We start from the raw sequence: 18401 nt of genomic DNA on the forward strand, positions 1-18401 counted from the left end.
TCACCCCCGCTTGTCGGTCTTCAGGTACGCGTCGATCGCCGCGATCGACGACATCTGGCTCTTGATGTGGTCCTCGTCCTCGGCGTGCGCCGCACGCGAGTAGTCGAGGTGGTTGGAGATCTGACCGCAGGCGTCGGAGAGCGTCTTGAGCTTGGTGTCCCAGGAGTCGCAGACCTCGCTGAGCGCGGTGCCCATGTCGAAGCCGTCGTGCGCCAGCGAACCGGCTGCCTCGTACGAGGCCTTGCGGGCGTGCTTGCCGTCGATGCCGAGCTGGTGCCGCAGCTCGTAGGCCATGTTGCCGAGACGGCCCAGTTCGTCGTCGTGGACCACCAGTTGCGTCTTGCCGTCGTGCGGGCCCGGGTGGTCCGCCGCCGGGTACCCGGCCAGCCGCAGGTGGGCGCCGTCACCCGCGGCGTTGGCCTTGGCCTGTTCCCACTCCTCGAATGCCACTGCTGTCTCCCCCGTTGCTCCCGGAACACCGACAAGATCCGTCTCAACTTAGGGAGACACCCCGCGCGGTGCAACGGTTCCGCAGCCACCGCGCCGGGGCCCCGGTCCGTCGTACGCGCACCGCGCTGCCGGGAAAACCCTTTGCCGCCGCGGGCGCACCGCAACGCACAATGAGGGGGCGGAGCGCGGCACGAGCAGGGCGGCGCCCGCTGTGCTCGCCGGTGTGTGCGCTCGTTCGCAGCGACACCGTGCCGAGCGTCAGACGACAGTTTTTCCGGGGGAGTTGGACCACCATGAGTCACGTCGAGATGCCCGGGGCGCGGGTACCGATCCGGATGTGGGCGGATCCGTCGACCGTGGAGGACGCGGCGCTGCGCCAGCTCCAGAACGTGGCGACCCTGCCCTGGATCAAGGGGCTGGCCGTGATGCCGGACGTGCACTACGGCAAGGGCGCCACCGTCGGCTCCGTCATCGCGATGCACGGTGCCGTCTGTCCGGCGGCGGTGGGCGTGGACATCGGATGCGGGATGTCGGCCGTGCGTACCTCCCTGACCGCGAACGACCTGCCCGGCGACCTGACACGGCTCCGCTCGCGGATCGAGCAGGCCGTGCCGGTGGGGCGGGGGATGCACGACGAGCCGGTGGAGCCGGGTGACGTCCACGGGCTGCCGACCGCGGGCTGGGACGACTTCTGGGCGCGCTTCGGCGGCGTCGCGGAGTCCGTACGGTTCCGGCAGGAGCGCGCCACCAAGCAGATGGGAACCCTCGGCGGGGGCAACCACTTCATCGAGGTGTGCTTGGACACCGAGGACCAGGTGTGGCTGATGCTGCACTCCGGGTCCCGCAACATCGGCAAGGAGCTCGCGGACTTCCACATCGGCCAGGCGCAGAAGCTGCCGCACAACCAGGGCCTGGTCGACCGGGACCTGGCGGTCTTCGTCGCGGACACCCCGCAGATGGCCGCCTACCGGCACGACCTGTTCTGGGCGCAGGAGTACGCCAAGTACAACCGTGCGCTGATGATGGGGCTGCTCAAGGCCGTGGTGCGCAAGGAGCTGAAGAAGGCCAAGCCCGTCTTCGACGAGACGATCTCCTGCCACCACAACTACGTGGCCGAGGAACGCTACGACGGGATGGACCTGCTGGTGACCCGCAAGGGCGCGATCCGCGCGGGCGGGGGCGAGTACGGGATCATCCCGGGTTCGATGGGCACCGGCTCCTACATCGTCAAGGGGCTGGGCAACGCCGCCTCCTTCAACTCCGCCTCGCACGGCGCGGGTCGGCGCATGAGCCGGACCGCCGCCAAGCAGCGCTACTCCGCGCGGGATCTGGCGGACCAGACGAAGGGGGTGGAGTGCCGCAAGGACGCGGGGGTCGTGGACGAGATCCCCGGCGCCTACAAGCCGATCGAGCGCGTCATCGATCAGCAGCGCGACCTGGTGGAGGTCGTCGCCAAGCTGAAGCAGGTCATCTGCGTGAAGGGGTGAGTCGGGGCCGCCCCGCCGGTGGCGGTGGGCGGTCTTCGGGGGGCGACCGAGGGGGCCCGGCAGCGCGCCGGGCCCCCTCGGCGTGCTGCCGGCGGGCTGTGGCGGGACACGCCCGTGGACGGTGCCAGGGCCCGCTCGCGCTACCCCTCGCAGACCACCGGCCACACCGCCACCGCGCCCCGCTGAGTCCCCGTGCTCCGCGGGGTCCCCGTGCTCCGCGGGGTCCCCGTGCTCCGCGCAGCCCCGGTGCTCCGCGGGGTCCCTGTGCTCCGCGGGGTCCCTGTGCTCCGCGCAGACCCCGTACCCCGCGATGTCCCCGCGGCGTTCCGCAGTGCGGTGCGCAGGCGGTCGCGGGCCTCGGTCTGGGCGGCGATGCGGGCCTCCAGGACGGCGAGCCGTTCCTCGGCGATACGCAGACCCTGGGCGGAGGGCGGGGCGGAGCCGACGTCGCCGTCCAGGCAGGCGGCGAAGAAGCCGACGTCCTCCAGGGTGAGCCCGGCGTCGAGGAGGTGGCGGATGTTGCGGACGCGCACCTCGGCGGCCGGCTCGTAGACGCGGTACCCGTTGGAAGCGCGCTGCGAACTGAGCAGGCCCGCCTGCTCGTAGTGGCGCAGCGCCCGCGCCGTGGTACCCGTACGCCGCGCCAGTTCACCGATCCGCACGGTGCGGCTCCCTTCCGTTGCTGCCCTGCGGAGGACAGAGGTATCACGTGCGTCACGCCACCGCCGCGCCGCCGTCCACGGGGAGTACGACGCCGGTGACGAACGCGGCCCCCGGGGCGGCGAGGTGGACGATGGCCGCGGCCACCTCCTCCGGTCGGCCCACACGGCCCAACGGGGTGTGGGCGAGCTGCCACTCCCGGACGGCCGCCTGCTGCTCAGCGGTGAGCCCCCGGTGCTCGCCGATGGGGGTGTCGATCGCGCCGGGTGCCACGGCCACGACGCGGATGCCGTGCGGCGCCAGATCCACCGCCCAGCTGCGGGCGAGCAGATCGAGGGCGCTCTTGGACGCGGCGTAGAGGGAGTTGCCTGGCCAGGCGCGCTGCCCGACGGCGGTGCTGACGTTGACGATCACGCCGGACGCCGGGGCCTTGCGCAGGGCGGGCAGCGCGGCCTGGGTCAGCAGGACGGGTGCGGTGAGGTTGGTGGCGAGTTGGGCGTCGATCCTCGGGGGGGTGTAGTGGCCCAGGCTCTCGCCGCTGACGATGCCCGCGTTGTTGACCAGGACGTCGAGCCGTCCGGTGGCCTCCAGCGCCGCCGCCACGACGGAGCCGGGCGTCTCGGGGCCTGTGATGTCGGCGGGATGCGGGGTGATGGTGCCGGGGCCGGGTACGTCGGCCGTCTCGTGCAGCGGCTGTGCCCGTCGCCCGACGGCGACGACGTGGGCGCCCCGGGCGGCGAAGGCGCGGGCGGTGGCGCGGCCGATGCCGGTGCCGGCCCCGGTGACGACGACGGTACGGGGCGCGGCGGCGGTGTTCTCGTTCATGGGACCGCATCGTCGAACCCTGCCGTCAGCGTCAAGGTCAAGCCCGCACGAGCGCCGGGCACGAGCCCGCGAGCGTGGGACCGGGCCCACGGCACCGCACACGGCTGCGACGACCGGTGGGGATCACTCCGGCGAATCACCCGGAATATACGCGCAGCGTGCGACAACCCCCACCGCAGTCTCCGCACTTCTGGCGATTTGGTGAGCATATGGCCACGCAGCGTACTCATATGACTTAGGGTCGGGTGATTGTCGGCGCGTTTCCACGGACATGGTGGTTCTGTGCGCTGTGTGGGGTTTCCGTGTACCTGGGGGGTTCATGCGGCGCGACTCTGTGTCTGTGTCCGAGGCGGAGGGGCCGGCCGAGCCGGAGTCCGGCAGAGCGGCCGGGGCCGCTCCGGCGCGGTGGGACGCCGTGGCAGCCACGGCACCGCGCGTACCCGGTGACGCATCCGGTCACACGCCCGGAGACGGAGGGGGCACCCGCGTAAAGTCCGGCTGGTACCGGCCCGTGGCGCTGGCCACCGACGCCGTGGGAGCCGGGCTGCCCGTGGTGCTGCTCTTCCGCCAGGCGGGGCAGCCGCACACCGCCGTCGCCGGCGTGACCGTCTGTCTGGTCTGGTGCGGAGTGCTGGCCGCGCATCAGCGGTACGGACAGCGGTGGCTGGGCGAGACACGGGGGCTGCTGGCGACGGTCCACGACTGGCTCACGCTGGTGGGGGTGCTCGCCGTCGTCCGTGTGGTGACGGGCGAGAGTTCGCCGCCGCCGGTGGCGCTGCTGGCACTGACGCCCGCGCCGCTGCTCACCGCGTTCTGCCGGTCGGTGACGCACCGCCACCTGACGGCCCAGCGCAGGCAGGCGCACGCCGTACGACGGGCGCTGGTGGTCGGCGAGGGCGGGGCCGTGGACCGCGTGGTGGAGCAGCTCGCCGGCCGCACGGACCATCCGTACGTCGTCATCGGCGCCGTACCCGTCGGCGGGGCGGCGCCCCGCAGCGGGGTGCCCGAGGCCGGGCAGTTGGAGGCCGGTCCGGGCGCCGGCGGTCCGGACGGCGGCGCCGACGGCGGCGCCGTCCTCGCGGCGGCGCGACTGCACCGCGCCGAGACGGTGCTCGTGGTGCCCGGCACGCTGCTGTGCGGCGAGCGGCTGCGGACGCTGACGTGGGCGGTCCAGGATGCCGGGCTGCCGCTGGTGATCGCCTCCGGGCTGGCCGAGGTGGCGCAGCGCCGGGTGCGGCCCTCCACGGCCGCCGGGCTCCATCTGCTGCACGTCGAAGCACCGGTACGCCGCGGCCCGCAGCTCGCCCTCAAGGCCGTGCTCGACCGGGTGGGCGCCGCGCTCGGACTCCTCCTGCTGGCACCCGTGTTCGGCCTGGTGGCTCTGGCGGTGCGGTTCGACTCCCCGGGGCCCGCGCTGTACCGGCAGACCCGGATCGGACACCGCGGCGCCCCGTTCACCATGTGGAAGTTCCGCTCCATGACGGCGGACGCCGAACGGCTGCGGCCGCAGCTTGCCGCCGCCAACGAGGGGGACGGCCCCCTGTTCAAGCTGCGGGCCGATCCGCGCATCACCCGCCTCGGCCGTTGGCTGCGGCGCACCTCGCTGGACGAGCTGCCGCAGTTGGTGAACGTGCTCCGCGGTCAGATGTCGCTGGTGGGCCCGCGGCCGCCGCTGCCCGAGGAGGTGGCGGCCTACGGGAGGACGGCGCTGCGGCGGCTGACCGTGAAACCCGGGCTGACCGGACCGTGGCAGGTGAGCGGGCGCTCCGACCTGTCGTGGGACGAGAGCCTGGCGCTGGATCTGCGGTACGCGGACAACTGGTCGCTGACGACGGACCTGGATCTGCTGGCCCGCACGGTGCGGGCCGTGGTGGACGGAAGGGGCGCATACTGAATGGACCCCCGACCGGGCAGAACGTTACGCACCCGCCGCCCGTCCGGCTCCCCGCTCGGGGACGCCTGCCCCGGAGCACGTCGCACCCGCCCCCGCGCCCGACGCCAGCCACCATGCGTACGTCGCGCGGATGCCCTCCCGCAGCGGGACGCGCGGCCGGAAGCCGAGGCCGAACAGCGTGCCGACGTCCAGCAGTTTGCGCGGGGTGCCGTCCGGGCGGCCGGTGTCCCAGGTGATGCGCCCGCCGTAGCCGACGACGTCGCGTACCGTTTCCGCGAGCGCGGCGACGGTCAGGTCCTCGCCGCAGCCGACGTTGACCGGTGCGGCCCCGTCGTACGCGCGCAGCAGCAGGAGACAGGCCCGCGCCAGGTCGTCGACGTGCAGGAACTCCCGGCGCGGGGTGCCGCTGCCCCACAGCACGACCTCCTCGGCCCCGTCCCGTTCCGCCTCGTGGAAGCGGCGGAGGAGGGCGGGCAGCACATGGGAGGTCTCCAGGTCGAAGTTGTCGCCGGGGCCGTAGAGGTTGGTCGGCATGGCGCAGATCCAGGCGGCGCCGTACTGCTCGCGGTAGGCGCGTACCTGGGCGATGCCCGCGATCTTGGCCAGCGCGTACGGTTCGTTGGTCGGCTCCAGGGCGCCGGTGAGCAGGGCGTCCTCGGTGATCGGCTGAGCGGCGTGCTTGGGGTAGATGCAGGAGGACCCCAGGAACAGCAGCCGGGGTACGCCCGCGGCGTGGGCGCCGGTGAGGACGCTGAGCTGGATGCGCAGGTTGTCCTCCAGGAACGGCACGGGCTGTGTCGTGTTGGCCATGATGCCGCCGACCTTGGCGGCCGCCAGCACCAGCGCGTCGGGGCGTACGTCACGCAGCCAGCGTGCGGTGCGGGGCCCGTCGCGCAGGTCGAGGTCGGCGCGGTCGCGGGTGAGCACCTCGTACCCCTCGGCGGTCAGCTCCCGGACGAGAGCGGAGCCGACCAGGCCGCGGTGCCCGGCGACGGCCACCCGGGCGCGGGGCGGCAGCAGCGAGGCGGTGCCGGCGGGTGCCGGCCCGGCGGACGGGGGCCCGGCAGGGGTGTGCGGCGGTGGCGTCGGCGTCATGGTGCCGGATTGTTCCAGTTGCCGTACCCCTATGGGCAGATCTCCGGTAAAGAGCACCGAACTCCCTCGGGGCGTGGAACCGTCGCCTCGGGGGGCGGCCGGGAGCGCGGCCGGCTTCCCTTCCACCACCACGACTCGGGGCGGCATCGCATGGCCAAGTCTGCACTGATCACCGGCATCACCGGCCAGGACGGCTCGTATCTGACCGAGCTGCTGCTGGAGAAGGGCTACACGGTGCACGGCCTGGTCCGCCGGTCCTCGTCCTTCAACACCGGCCGCATCGACCATCTCTACGAGGACCCGCACGACGAGGGCCGCTCCCTCGTCCTGCACCACGCGGACCTCGGTGACGGGGTCGCCCTCGTCAACCTGCTGCGCGACCTGCGCCCCGACGAGGTCTACAACCTGGGCGCCCAGTCCCACGTCCGCGTCTCCTTCGACTCGCCCCTCTACACCGGCGACGTCACCGGCATGGGGACGCTGCGGCTGCTGGAGGCGATCCGGGCCAGCGGCATCGACACCCGCATCTACCAGGCCTCCTCCTCGGAGATGTTCGGCGCCGCCCCTCCCCCGCAGAACGAGGTCACGCCCTTCCACCCGCGCAGCCCCTACGGCTGCGCGAAGGTCTTCAGCTACTGGTCGACGGTCAACTACCGCGAGGCGTACGGGCTGTACGCCGTCAACGGCATCCTGTTCAACCACGAGTCCCCGCGCCGGGGCGAGACGTTCGTGACCCGCAAGATCACCCGGGCCGTCGCCCGGATCCGCGCCGGATTACAGAGACACCTGTACCTCGGCAACCTGGACGCGGTGCGGGACTGGGGCTACGCGCCCGAGTACGTCGAGGCCATGTGGCTGATGCTCCAGGCCGACGCACCGTCCGACTACGTCGTGGCGACCGGGAGCGCCACCACCGTGCGGGCCTTCCTGGAGGAGGCGTTCCGCGCCGGGGGGCTCGACTGGCACCGGCACGTGCGCTTCGACCCCGCCTACGAGCGGCCCAGCGAGGTGGACGCGCTGATCGGTGACGCCGCCAGGGCCGAGGAGCAGCTCGGCTGGAAACCGCGCGTGATGTGGGCCGAACTGGCACGCATCATGGTCGAGGCCGACATCTGGGCGCTGGAGGCCGAGTTGTCGGGCGAGGCGGTGCGCGTCGACCGCCGGTGAGCGCCCGGGGCCGGGACCGCGACGGCACACAGCAATCCGCACCGGCACAGCGATCGGTGCGCACCGAGCATGTGGAGAGCACAGTGAGAGCAACCGGAATTCTCAGGACCCGGCACAAGGTGGCGGTGGGCGCGGCCGTGCTCGCGACGGCGGCCGCCGCGGCGGTGCTGCCCGCCCTCACCGGGCAGGGCGCACACCGGGCGGCGGCGCTGACCGAGCCGGTGGCGATGACGGCGGACGACTTACCGACGTGGCAGACCAACGGCGTCGTGTGGGCGATGGCCCAGTCGCACGGCACCGTCTTCGCCGGAGGCACCTTCTCGGCGATCCGCCCGCCGGGCGCCGAGCCCGGCACGAGCGAACGCAAGGCCGTCAACTTCGCGGCGTTCGACGCGGCGACCGGCAAGCCGACCGACTGCGCCCTCGACTTCACGGTGGGCACAGGCACGGCCACGGTGCGGGCGCTGACGGTCTCCCCCGACGGCAAGACGCTGTACGCGGGCGGCAACTTCGCCGCCGTCAACGGCACCCACGTCAGCCGCGTCGCCGCGATCGACATCCCGTCCTGCAAGGTCAGGACCGGTTTCAGCCTGAGCGTCTCGGCACCCGTGCACGCGCTGGCCGCCACCGACGACACCGTCTACCTGGGTGGCGACTTCACCACGGTGGAGGGCGAGAAGCGCGCCAAGTTCGCGGCGGTCGGCACCGACGGCGAGCTGAAGGCGTGGAAGGCGGACGCGGACAAGACGGGCCGGGCCGTGGAGGTCACCCCGGACGGGAAGAGCGTGGTGCTCGGCGGCGACTTCGAGCGGGTACGCGACGCGGACTCGCACGCGCTGGCCGTCGTGGACGCGACCTCCGGGGCGCTCAGGAAGGGCTACCCGGACCGCTTCGTGCCGCGCAACAGCGTGGTCAAGGGCCTGTACGTGGACGAGACCGGCATCTACACCGGCAACGAGGGCACCGGCACCGGTGTCTTCGACGGCCGCATCGCCCTGGACCTGGACGACTTCGAGCAGCGCTGGCGCGACACCTGCCTGGGCGCCACCCAGGACCTGGCCGTCTACCAGGGCGTCCTCTACAGCAGTTCGCACGCGCACAACTGCGCGAGCATGGGCCAGTTCCCCGAGCTGCACGAGCGTCAGCACCTGCTGGCCGAGTCGGTGGACGACCCGACGCCGCTGCTGTCCTGGTTCCCGGACACCGACGACGGACCGCTGAACGTGGAGCAGGTGGGGCCGCGGGCCATGGTCGTCTCCTCCGGCGGCGGCACGGACTACATGTGGGTGGGCGGGGCGTTCTCCCGCATCACCAGTGACGGCAACAAGCCGCAGCAGGGGCTGGTGCGCTTCTCCAACGGCGCCGACACGCGGGCGCCGACCGTGCCCGACGGGGTGAAGGCCGCCAACACCACCAAGGGCGTGCGGGTGAGCTGGCCGGCCAGCACCGACCTGGACGACCGGACACTGACCTACCGCGTCCACCGCAACGGCGCCGAGAAGCCGGTGGGCACCGTGCGTGCCAACTCCACGTTCTGGGACCGGCCCACGGTCAGCTTCACCGACACCACCGCCAAGCCCGGCACCGACTACTCCTACCGGATCACCGCCAGCGACGCGGACGACGCCAACACCAGCGCCCGCTCCGAGGCCGCCACGGTGACGACGCCGGGCACGGCGACGGAGACGACCGTGGAGCGGGAGGCGACGGCCGACGCGTACGTCAACGGCTCGGCCCAGCACGCCACGTACGGCACGCACCAGCAGCTCGCGGTGCGCGGCTCGTCGCCGTACGAGAGCTATGTGCGCTTCGACGTGCCGTCCGCGCCCCGCGGAATGGCGCTGGAGGAGGCCACGCTGACCCTCACCACCAGCAGCGACCCGAACGCGGCCACCGCCGATGCGGTGGACGTCCGCCCGGTCACCGGCGCCTGGTCGGAGAAGGAGGTGACCTACGCCGAGCGGCCGTCCCTCGGCAAGACGCCGCTGGGCACCCTGAAGAGCGCGGCGAGCACCCGCACCGACTACGACGTCACCCTGGACGCCGACACGGTCGGCGACGCGGCGGGCGGCAGCCTCGACCTGGCGCTCACCAGTCCGGGCACCGACAGCCTGTGGCTGTGGGCCCGCGAGTCCGGGGGCACCGGTCCCAAGCTCACGCTGACCTACCGGAAGCCGTGAGCGCCCGGCGCACGGCCGGTGCCCCGGCGGCCGCCCTGGTGGCGGCCGCCCTGGCGCTGACGGCCGGATGCGGTGGCGGCGGCGCCTCCCACGGGGACGGCAAGGGCGCCGACCACGCCCGCCCGCCCCACGCCGGAGCAAGCGCCCCCAACGCGCGCGGGGACAGGAAGGACACCGGGAACGGCGAGTTCGACGAAGGGGACCCCAGCGCGGGCTCCCGGCCGCCCACGGTGCCGCGGGCCCGGCTGAAGCCCGCGACCGGCTCCTTCACCAAGAAGGAGAAGGACTACCTGGTGCGCCGGGTGCCGGAGGGCATGGAACCCGCCGCGGTCCTGGAGGCCGGCGAGACCGCCTGCGCGCGGATCCGTTCGACGGCCGAGGTCAGCCAGAAGGACGCGGTCAGTGCCCTGAAGGCGGGCGAGATCGACCAGGCCGGGCCCGCGATCGCGCATCTGTGCCCGGAGTTCGCCCCGCTGCTGAAGGCGGCGGGCAAGAAGTGACCCGGTGAAGGGAGGACCCCTCGTGGAGAAGTTGCCCATCGTCGTCGTGATACCCACCAAGGACGAGGCCGAGAACATCACCGGGACCGTGCGGTCCGTGATCGGCCACTTCGCGCACGTCGTGGTGGTCGACTCGGACAGCGCCGACGGCACCCGCGCCCTCGCCGAGGCCGAGGGCGCGGAGGTGGTGCCCTACACCTGGGACGGCGCCTACCCCAAGAAGAAGCAGTGGTGCCTGGAGCACGTCCACCCCGAGACGGACTGGGTGCTCTTCCTCGACGGGGACGAGAGCCCCAGCCCCGCGCTGCTCGCCGAGATACGGCACATCTTCTCCCCGCCGCCCGGCCGCACGGTGCGGCCCGCCGCCTTCGATGTCCCGCTGGGGTACTGGTTCGCGGGGCGGCGGCTGCGGCACGGGTACACCGTCGTCAAACGGGTGCTGCTGGACCGCACCCGCTGCCGCTTCCCCGAACCCGACGACCTCAAGGCCCCCGGCATGGGCGAGCAGGAGGGCCACTACCAGCCGCTGGCCGACCCGGTGGTCCGCCTCGCAGGTCCCCTCGAACACCGGGACCTGGACCCGGTGCGCACCTGGTTCGAGCGGCACAACCGCTACTCGGACTGGGAGGCGTGGCTGGAGCAGCACCCCCAGGTCCGCGAGCAGATCCGCCGGGCCAAGACCCGGCAGGGGCAGCTCTTCCACCGGGCGCCGCTCAAGCCGCTGGTCTCCTTCGCCTACGCCTACCTCTACCGGCGGGGCTTCCTGGACGGCCGTGCCGGGCTCGACCACGCGCTCGCGTTGAGCTTCTACCGGTGGCAGATCGGGCTCAAGGCACGGGAGTCGGCGCCGTCCCGCGACAGCCGGGACGGCGCGAGCGGGAGGGGAGGGCACTGACCCGCTCGCACGTCGCGGCGTACACCCCGCGCAGGGTCTCCACCACCGCGTCGAGGGTGAAGCGTTCCCGCGCCAGCCGCCACGCCGCCTGTGAGGCTGCCGCGCCTGCCACGGGGTCCAGCAGATCCAGCACGGCACGCCCCACCCGGGCGCCGTTGGCGCGGCTGTCCGGCCCGTCGGGCGCGCTGTCGACCAGCCGTCCCGCACCGGCGGCCGCCACGTCCGGCGCGAGCCCGCTGGTGCGGGTGACGACGACGGGCAGCCCCACCGACAGCGCCTCCAGCACCGAGACGGAGAAGGCGTCCTTGACGGAGGGCAGGACGTACACGTCGGCGGCCCGCAGCCGCTCCATGACCTGGGGGTGCTCCAGGGCGCCGACGTACTCCAGGGCGTGGCCGACGCCCAGGGAGCGGGCGAGCGCGAGCATGCCGTGTGCCAGTGCGCCCGTGTCGGGCCCGGCGAGGACGAAGCGGGCGTCGGGGTGCGCGGCCAGCACCGTCGGCATCGCCGCCACGAAGTCCTGCGGGCGCTTGCCCTCCTGCACCCGCGCGCAGTACAGCACCGTCGGGGGCCGCCCGGCGGGCCGCGGCTCGCGCATCGGCTGCGGCGCCACCCCGTTGACCAGCCGGAATGCCGGGCCCATCGGCGCGGGTGCCACCACCGCCTCGGTCAACTCCCGCTCGGTCGGCGTCAGATGGAGTACCGCGTCCGCCCGGCGCAGCACCCACCTCAGCCCCAGCACGTCCACTGCTTTGGCCACCGGCTTGTCGGTGGGGTCGATCATGCCGTGCGTCTGGAGCACCAGCGGACGGCCCATCCGGGCCGCCATCATCGCCACGGGGAGGGTGACCAGGTCGCGCATCAGGTGGACGTGCACCACGTCCGCGGAGGCGAGGAGGCGGGGGGCGGCGGTGAGCAGACCGGCCGAGGTGATGCCGCTGACCTCGAAGCGGGGCAGCACGTGCCGGGCCGGGAACAGGCGGGCCGGCACCCCGTCCACGGTGCGTGGCAGCGCCCCGGCGAAGCCGTCCCCCAGCGCGACCAGGGCGGCCTGCTCTCCCTTCGAGCGCAGTCCGCGGCACAGGTTGAGGGCGACCCGTGTGGGTCCTCCGAAATCGTGGGTGGGCGTGTGCAACGTCACCACATGCAGCGCCTTCACTGGTGTCCCCTCCCTGGGCGTCGAGGGAGACAGTAACCGCTTTGCGGGCTTTGGTCCCCCCTTTTCCCTTTTCCGGTGGGGGGTCTGGTGGCGGACGTACTGAGGCAGGACGCGGCGGGCGCGGTGGCGCCCCGTGCCGTCCTGTCCCGGGCGCTGGCGATTCCGCTGGTGGCCGCGCTCGTGGCGGTGCTGCCTGCCGCGGTCGCCACCCGGCCGGGCCCCGGCGCGCACGACGCGGCCTACTGGCTCCAGACGGCGACCTGCTCGTACGCCGGTACCCGGCTGGCCGCCATGGTGCTCACGGCGCACCGCCGCCTCATCCAGGGCGCCTTCTGGCTGTTCGTCTACATCGCGATGGGCATCGCACCGCTGGCTCAGACCGTGCTGGAGAGCACCCCCACACCGGTGGTCGGCCCGCGCGCCGACACCGCTTCGGCCTCGGCGCTCGTCCTGGCGGGCATCGTCGCCTTCGACGTGGGCGCGCTGCTGGCCCGCCACCGGCCCCCGCTGCGCAGCCGCATGCAGGAGCGCCGCAGCCCCGCCGCGCGGGTGTCGGCGCGGCGGCTGCACGCGCTGTGCGGGCTGGCGCTGGCCGGCAGCGGGCTGCTCGTCGTCGAACTCGGGGGCCCGGCCGCCTTCTTCACCAGCAGACAGGAGGTCAGCGAGGGGCTGGGCAGCGGCGCGGGCGCCGAGGCGGCCTCGCAGGCGGGCTCGGCACTGCTGCGCGGCTTCGGCACCGTACCGGCCCTGCTGGCGCTGCTCTTCCTCACCCGCTGGCTGGTGGTCTCGCCCGCGGCGCGCCGCCGTCCGCCGGTGCCGGTGGCGTGGCTGGCGATGCTGGCGCTCAACGTGGTCGTCAACAACCCGGTGGCCAACCCGCGTTACTGGTTCCTGACCGTACTGTTCTCGCTGCTGTTCACCGCGTTCCCGCGCAGCCCGGTGATGTACCGGGCCGCGCTGGCCACCGGGGTGGCGGTCGCGCTGGTCGTCTTCCCCTTCGCGGACCGGTTCCGCTACGAGGAGGGCACCGACCGGCCCCGGCCCGCGACCGACTCGCTGTTGGAGCCGCTGACGACGAAGGACTACGACCAGGTGGGCATGTTCGCCAACACGGTCACCTACGTCGAGGCGGGCGCCGGCCACAGCTACGGGCGGCAACTCGCGGGCACGGCGCTGTTCTTCGTACCGCGCTCGGTGTGGACGGGCAAACCGCACGACCCGGGCACCCGCGTCGGCACCTGGATGGGCATGCCGTACCCGAACCTGTCCTCCCCCCTGTGGGCGGAACTCTGGCTGGACTTCGGCCCGTTCGGCATGGCACTCGGCTTCGCCGCCGTGGGGTACGGCGCCTCGCGGGCGGACCGGCGGTACGCGCGGCGGACCGGCGAGGAGAGCGCTCGTACGGCAGCGGCGGGCCCGCCCGGCAGCCGGGCGGGCCCCGGCAGTGTCGCGGCCGTCGTGGTGCCGCTCGTCGCCGGCTACAGCTTCATCCTGCTGCGCGGGTCGCTGCTCCAGGGCATGGGGCGGGTGGCGATCGCCGCGCTGTGCGTGCTGCTGGTCACGACGGTGCGCCCGGACCGTCGGCGGCGGCCCGGCCCGGACCGCTGACCGTCTCGGCCGCCTCCGCCCGCGGCCGGGCCGTCCACAGCACCCCTGCCGTCCGCAGCCAGCTCGCCGCGCCCTTCGCCGCCGAGCCCGCGCACAGCCCCCAGGCGGCGCCCAGCACCCCGCCCAGCGCGTACCCGCCCAGCATGCAGCCGACGGAGGCGAGGGAGAAGACGAGCTGGATCGGCAGCGTGGTGCGCGGGCGCAGCACCCGCAGGGCCAGCAGCCCGCAGGTGCCCAGCGCCATCGCCGCGTACTGGCTCCCGGTGGCGGGCAGCAGGTGCGCGGCGGCCCGCCAGGTGCCGCCCAGCAGGGCGCGGCCCCACGCGTCGGGCAGCACGACCAGCACGGTCGTCCACGCGGCCGCGACCGCCGCCAGCACTCCCCCGCCGGTGAACGCCGCGCGGGCCGCGCGGCGTTCACCACCGGCCCGGGTGAGCAGCGGCGGCCCGAACCCGGTGACGGCGTTGAACAGCACGTTCATGGGGCCGTAGAGGGTGGTGGCGCCGCGCAGCGCGCCCACCGCGAGGGGGTCGGCCAGCAGGCCGAGCCCGACGACGGCGAGCTGGGTACCCGCGTTGCCGACCCCGAACTCCACGGCGAACCTGCGCCCGAGGTGCCCCCGGCGCAGGTAGCGGGCCGGCTCCTGGCCGGCGCCCCGGGTGTGCCTGTGCAGCAGCCGGAGGGCCAGGGCGAGGGCGGGCAGCGTGGCCAGGCCCCAGACGAGCAGCAGCCGGTGGGCACCGGCGCCGTGCGGCTGGAGGGCCAGCGCCGTGAGCACCCCGGCGGCGCGGACCGCGTCCACGCCGAGCGCGTGGTGGGGGTGGCGCAGCACCGAGAAGGCGTAGCGGGTCGTCTCGTGGATCAGCACGAGCGGCAGCACGAGCGCGAGGGCCGCCAGCGCGGTCGCCGTCGCGCCGGCGTCCACCGCGCCCAGCACGGCGGCCGCGGGCAGCCCCACCGTCGCCGAGGCCGCCGCGGTGAAGGCCACGGCCGAGCGGCACGCCCGGGCGACCGCCGCCGATCCGCCCTTCTCCAGCACCAGTGCCTGCCCCACGTACGCGGAGGTCAGGCCGAGCACGACGGTGAAGACGGTGTAGACGAGGGAGAACGTGGCGAAGGCTGCCACCGTCGACTGGCGGGCCGCGACCACGAGCACGGCGACGTTGGTGAGTGCCGCCACCCCCTGGTCGGCTACGGCGCACGCGACGGCGGTGCGGGTACCGGATGTTCGGGCGTCCGACGCGTTCCGCGCCGGACCGGGCCGCGGGCTCACCCGCTGCCGCGGGGCCTGCTCCCGCCGGGTCCCGCCCAGGCGACGGCCACGGCCGTCACCGGTCCGTCACGCGCAGGGCCACGCCCTCCCGGGTGAACTCGCGTGCGGCAGGGCCCGCGTACGCCCTGCGCGGGGGCGGCGGCGCGGGTGGCGGCACCGCACCTCCGCGCGCGTCGGAGGTCCCGGCCCCCTCCGCGTGGAGGAGCGCGCCCAGGACGGACCCGCCCGCACCGGCGACCAGTTCGCGGACCCGGGCCAGGTCGTCGCGCCGCACCTCGCGCGGGTCGCAGACCAGCAAGACGCAGTCGACGCGGTCGATCAGCGCGATGGCGTCCGCGTAGGAGAGCACCGCCGGGGCGAGCACGATCAGCACCGCGTCGCTCTCGTCGGCGTGGCCGATCAGCTGGGTGACGGCTGCGGAGGTGAGCGCGCGCGGAACCTTGCTGACCCGGTGGCCTGGCACCAGGTCGAAGACGCCCGACTCCCCCGCGTCGATGGGGATGCGGTGCCCCGCGGGCCAGCCGATGGTGCCGTACCCCGGGGCGCGGGCCCACCCGGGCTGGACCCCGTCCGCCTGCTGGAGCCGCTCGATGAGGGAGGGCGTGCGCAGGTCCGCCTCCAGCAGCAGCACCTCCTTGCCCATCTCGGCGAACGAGGCGGACAGGTTGACCGAGGCGGCCAGCGCCGTTCCGATGCCGCCGCGCGGGGCGACGACCAGCACCCGGCGGCGCCGCGCGAACGTCTCGTCGTAGGCGAGCCGGAAGGCGACCGAGCGGTACTCCTCGGCGAGCCGCCCGTCCGCCAGCAGGGAGCGGCGCGCCGCCCGCCTGCCGCGGCGGCGACGGCGGGGCAGCGTGCCCAGCACGGGCGCGTGCAGGGCCCGGACGACGTCGCCGGGGGTGCGCACGGCGGGGTCGAAGACGAGCCGCACCCAGGCGGCGAGCAGCCCGAGACCGATGCCGACGGCCGCCCCGAGGCCGAGCATCAGCGGCAGCCCGGGCCCGGTCGGCGCCGTGGGCGGGGCGGCCTCGGTGACGACGCGGCCCGGGGTGGTGTCCTCGGCACGCAGGTCGCTGATGCTGCCGTTGATCTCCGCGATCCGGCTGACGACGGAGGAGTGCGCGGACAGGGTGCCGTCCAGGGCACCCTCCTTGCCGGAGTCGGCGATCTCCTCGGCGAGCCGGTCGCGTTCCTTGGTGAGCGGCGCGCGCTGCTTCTCGTAGCGTTCGACCATGTCCGTGATGCGGTCGGTGGCGTCCTGCTCGCGGTTGTCGAGGTAGGCCCGGGCGAACGCCTCGGCACCGCGCGCGGCGTCGTCCGGGCTGCGGGCGGTCCAGGCGAAGCGCAGCATGCGGGTCTCGGGCGGGTTGGTGACCTGGAGGTCCGCGACCAGGTCCGCGGGGCTGCTGCGGGTGTGCAGGGTGCGGGCGGCCCGTTCGGCGACGACGCTGCTGAGCGCGGTGCGCCGCTCGGAGCCCATGCTGATCTCGCTCGACGAGGCGTTCTCCGCGCTGCTGTCGGTGGGCAGGGGGCGGACGGTGACCTCGGTGGTGGCGGTCCACGAGTCGGTGCCGCGGACGCCGAGCCAGCCGCCGCCGAGCAGGCCGAGGACGACGCCCAGGACGATCAGCCAGCGGTAGCGCAGGAGTTGGCGGAACTGGTCGCGCAGCAGGTCGGGTTCGTCGACGGCGGCCGGACCGGTCGCCTCACGCGTGGGGCCGGGGCTCTGGGCACTCACGCGGCACCGCCTTGCCGGGGAGCGGCGCCGGGTGCCGGGCGGGCCGCGGCGGCGAGGTGTGCGAGTCGCCGTCCGGTACGCCGTGCCGGGCGCGGGGACGGGCGCAGGGCCAGTGCCTCGTCGAGCAGGGCGGTGACCCGGGCCAGCCCCGCGGCACGGCCGAGGTGACCGGCGGCGTAGGCGCGGCCCGCTGTGCCGAGTGCGGCGGCACGGTCGGGGTCGGCGGCCAGTTCGTGCAGGGCTGCCGCGAGGGCCGGCGGGTCCTCGGGCGGTACCAGGAGCCCGGCGCCGGAGCGGCGCAGCTCCTCGGCGGTGCCGCCGCTCCCGGCGACGGAGGCGACGACGGGCCGCCCCGCGGCGAAGTAGGAGGTGAGCTTGGAGGGGACGCTCATGTCGAGGACGGAGGCCCGCTGGGTGACGGCGAGCACGTCGGCTGCGGCCAGCACGTCGGGGAAGTCGGCCTCGGCAGCGGGCGGCAGGATCTCGACGTGGGGCAGCGGGGCGGCCAGCGCGCCGAGCCGGGCCCGCTGGCTGCCGTCCCCCATCAGCACGATCCGTAACCGGGGAGCGCGGCGGGCCGCCGCCACCAGTACCTCCAGACCCTGCTTGAGGCCCATGTTCCCCGAGTGCAGCACCACCGTCTCGTCCGCGGCCCAGCCCAGCCGGGCCCGGGTCTGCGCGCGCGGCCGTGCAGGCTCCGCGATGTGGCTCCAGTTGGGGACGGTACGGACGCGGGCGGCGGGCACGCCCAGGGCGGCCACACGGTCGGTGAAGCTCTCGTGGATGACGCCGACGAGCGCGGCGCGGGCCAGTACCCGGCGCTCCACGGCGGCAGCCGCGGCGGCGGCCCGGCCGCCGCCGCGGATCCCGCTCTGCTCCGCGGCCGCACCCATCAGGTCCTGCACGACGGGGACGAACGGCACCCCGGCCACGGCGGCGAGGCGCGCGGCGAGCACACCCCCTGCCAGGCTGGGCAGTTGGGCGACGACGGCGTCGGGCCGGCCGTCGAGGCGGGGCGGGGCGAGGAGGCCGTGGGCGAGGATCGAGCCCTCGTACAGCGCGCGCCGGGCGGCGGTCTGCCGGGGCGGGACCGTGTGTCTGCGCCGGTGGACGCGTACCCCGCCGCGCTGTTCCGTCGCCCGCCACACGCCGCTCCATGCGGGGTCCGTACGCCAGGCGGGGTAGTGCGGCATACCGGCCAGGACGTGCACCTCCCAGCCGTCCCGCGCCGCCCAGTGCTCGGCGAGCTGCGTCGCGTAGGGCCCGATGCCGGCCTGCTCGGGCGCGTAGTTGGTCGACACCAGCAGCACCCTGCGCGCGGGCACGGCAGAGCCGTTCGCCATGGATCCCCCCATACGTCTCCGTCCACCCCTCGGTCCCTGCGGGCCCCCGCCGTCCCCTTACGATCCTCCGGCAGGGTAGCGCCTGCGGTACGGGATTTCCCCAACATGTCCCCGTTTCCTGCGGGTT

The 18401-nt window shown here is 74.3% G+C and carries 14 protein-coding genes and 1 pseudogene; 7 read left to right on the forward strand and 8 right to left on the reverse strand.

Going from position 1 to position 18401, the window contains the following annotated elements; translation table 11 throughout:
• Positions 1 to 450, reverse strand: a complete 450-nt coding sequence (locus tag H297_RS0110045) for a hypothetical protein (RefSeq protein WP_027736935.1) — start codon at positions 448 to 450, stop codon at positions 1 to 3.
• A gap of 293 nt (positions 451 to 743) precedes the next feature.
• Between H297_RS0110045 and H297_RS0110050 the strand changes: the two genes are divergently transcribed.
• Complete coding sequence (locus tag H297_RS0110050; protein ID WP_027736936.1) at positions 744 to 1937, forward strand: RtcB family protein; 1194 nt, start codon at positions 744 to 746, stop codon at positions 1935 to 1937.
• A gap of 314 nt (positions 1938 to 2251) precedes the next feature.
• Here H297_RS0110050 and H297_RS44135 read toward each other — a convergent pair.
• Both H297_RS44135 and H297_RS0110060 read right to left on the reverse strand, forming a co-directional pair.
• Positions 2252 to 2599 (reverse strand): annotated as a pseudogene (locus H297_RS44135) (MerR family transcriptional regulator); the annotation flags it as partial.
• Between the two features lie 52 nt (positions 2600 to 2651).
• Positions 2652 to 3422: an SDR family oxidoreductase gene (locus H297_RS0110060; RefSeq protein WP_027736937.1), complete on the reverse strand. Its 771-nt coding sequence runs from the start codon at positions 3420 to 3422 to the stop codon at positions 2652 to 2654.
• Positions 3423 to 3933: 511 nt separating this feature from the next.
• Between H297_RS0110060 and H297_RS0110065 the strand changes: the two genes are divergently transcribed.
• Positions 3934 to 5316 (forward strand): sugar transferase, encoded by a 1383-nt coding sequence (locus tag H297_RS0110065; protein ID WP_027736938.1) that lies wholly within the window; start codon positions 3934 to 3936, stop codon positions 5314 to 5316.
• A gap of 24 nt (positions 5317 to 5340) precedes the next feature.
• On the opposite strand, the gene H297_RS35605 is transcribed toward H297_RS0110065, so the two are convergent.
• Positions 5341 to 6411 carry a GDP-L-fucose synthase family protein gene (locus H297_RS35605; RefSeq protein WP_051351697.1) on the reverse strand — a complete coding sequence of 357 codons (1071 nt, stop codon included), beginning with the start codon at positions 6409 to 6411 and terminating at the stop codon, positions 5341 to 5343.
• A gap of 150 nt (positions 6412 to 6561) precedes the next feature.
• Between H297_RS35605 and gmd the strand changes: the two genes are divergently transcribed.
• From gmd to H297_RS0110090, 4 genes are all read left to right on the forward strand, one after another.
• Positions 6562 to 7578 (forward strand): GDP-mannose 4,6-dehydratase, encoded by a 1017-nt coding sequence (gene gmd / locus H297_RS0110075; protein ID WP_027736939.1) that lies wholly within the window; start codon positions 6562 to 6564, stop codon positions 7576 to 7578.
• 83 nt (positions 7579 to 7661) lie between these two features.
• Positions 7662 to 9758, forward strand: coding sequence for a CBM96 family carbohydrate-binding protein (locus H297_RS0110080; RefSeq protein ID WP_486589467.1), 2097 nt, complete (start codon positions 7662 to 7664; stop codon positions 9756 to 9758).
• Complete coding sequence (locus H297_RS0110085; RefSeq protein WP_027736941.1) at positions 9755 to 10258, forward strand: hypothetical protein; 504 nt, start codon at positions 9755 to 9757, stop codon at positions 10256 to 10258. The genes H297_RS0110080 and H297_RS0110085 overlap by 4 nt, the downstream gene beginning before the upstream one ends.
• Positions 10259 to 10280: 22 nt before the next feature.
• Positions 10281 to 11153 (forward strand): glycosyltransferase family 2 protein, encoded by an 873-nt coding sequence (locus H297_RS0110090; protein ID WP_027736942.1) that lies wholly within the window; start codon positions 10281 to 10283, stop codon positions 11151 to 11153.
• On the opposite strand, the gene H297_RS35610 is transcribed toward H297_RS0110090, so the two are convergent.
• Positions 11086 to 12312, reverse strand: a complete 1227-nt coding sequence (locus tag H297_RS35610) for a glycosyltransferase (protein ID WP_051351698.1) — start codon at positions 12310 to 12312, stop codon at positions 11086 to 11088. The genes H297_RS0110090 and H297_RS35610 overlap by 68 nt on opposite strands.
• 87 nt (positions 12313 to 12399) lie before the next feature.
• Here H297_RS35610 and H297_RS0110100 point away from each other — a divergent pair, with 87 nt between their 5' ends.
• Positions 12400 to 13920: a hypothetical protein gene (locus H297_RS0110100; RefSeq protein WP_486589468.1), complete on the forward strand. Its 1521-nt coding sequence runs from the start codon at positions 12400 to 12402 to the stop codon at positions 13918 to 13920.
• Here the strand turns inward: H297_RS0110100 and H297_RS35615 are convergent.
• The 3 genes from H297_RS35615 to H297_RS35620 form a co-directional block, all read right to left on the reverse strand.
• Complete coding sequence (locus tag H297_RS35615; protein WP_486589469.1) at positions 13871 to 15100, reverse strand: MATE family efflux transporter; 1230 nt, start codon at positions 15098 to 15100, stop codon at positions 13871 to 13873. The genes H297_RS0110100 and H297_RS35615 overlap by 50 nt on opposite strands.
• 148 nt (positions 15101 to 15248) lie before the next feature.
• Positions 15249 to 16931 carry an LPS biosynthesis protein gene (locus H297_RS0110110; RefSeq protein ID WP_027736944.1) on the reverse strand — a complete coding sequence of 561 codons (1683 nt, stop codon included), beginning with the start codon at positions 16929 to 16931 and terminating at the stop codon, positions 15249 to 15251.
• A complete protein-coding gene (locus tag H297_RS35620) occupies positions 16928 to 18274 on the reverse strand; it encodes a glycosyltransferase (protein WP_078513878.1) in 1347 nt (448 codons plus the stop codon). Before H297_RS35620 ends, H297_RS0110110 begins: the two co-directional genes overlap by 4 nt.
• Between the last annotated feature and the right edge of the window lie 127 nt (positions 18275 to 18401).

It is taken from the genome of Streptomyces sp. CNT360 (assembly GCF_000424785.1).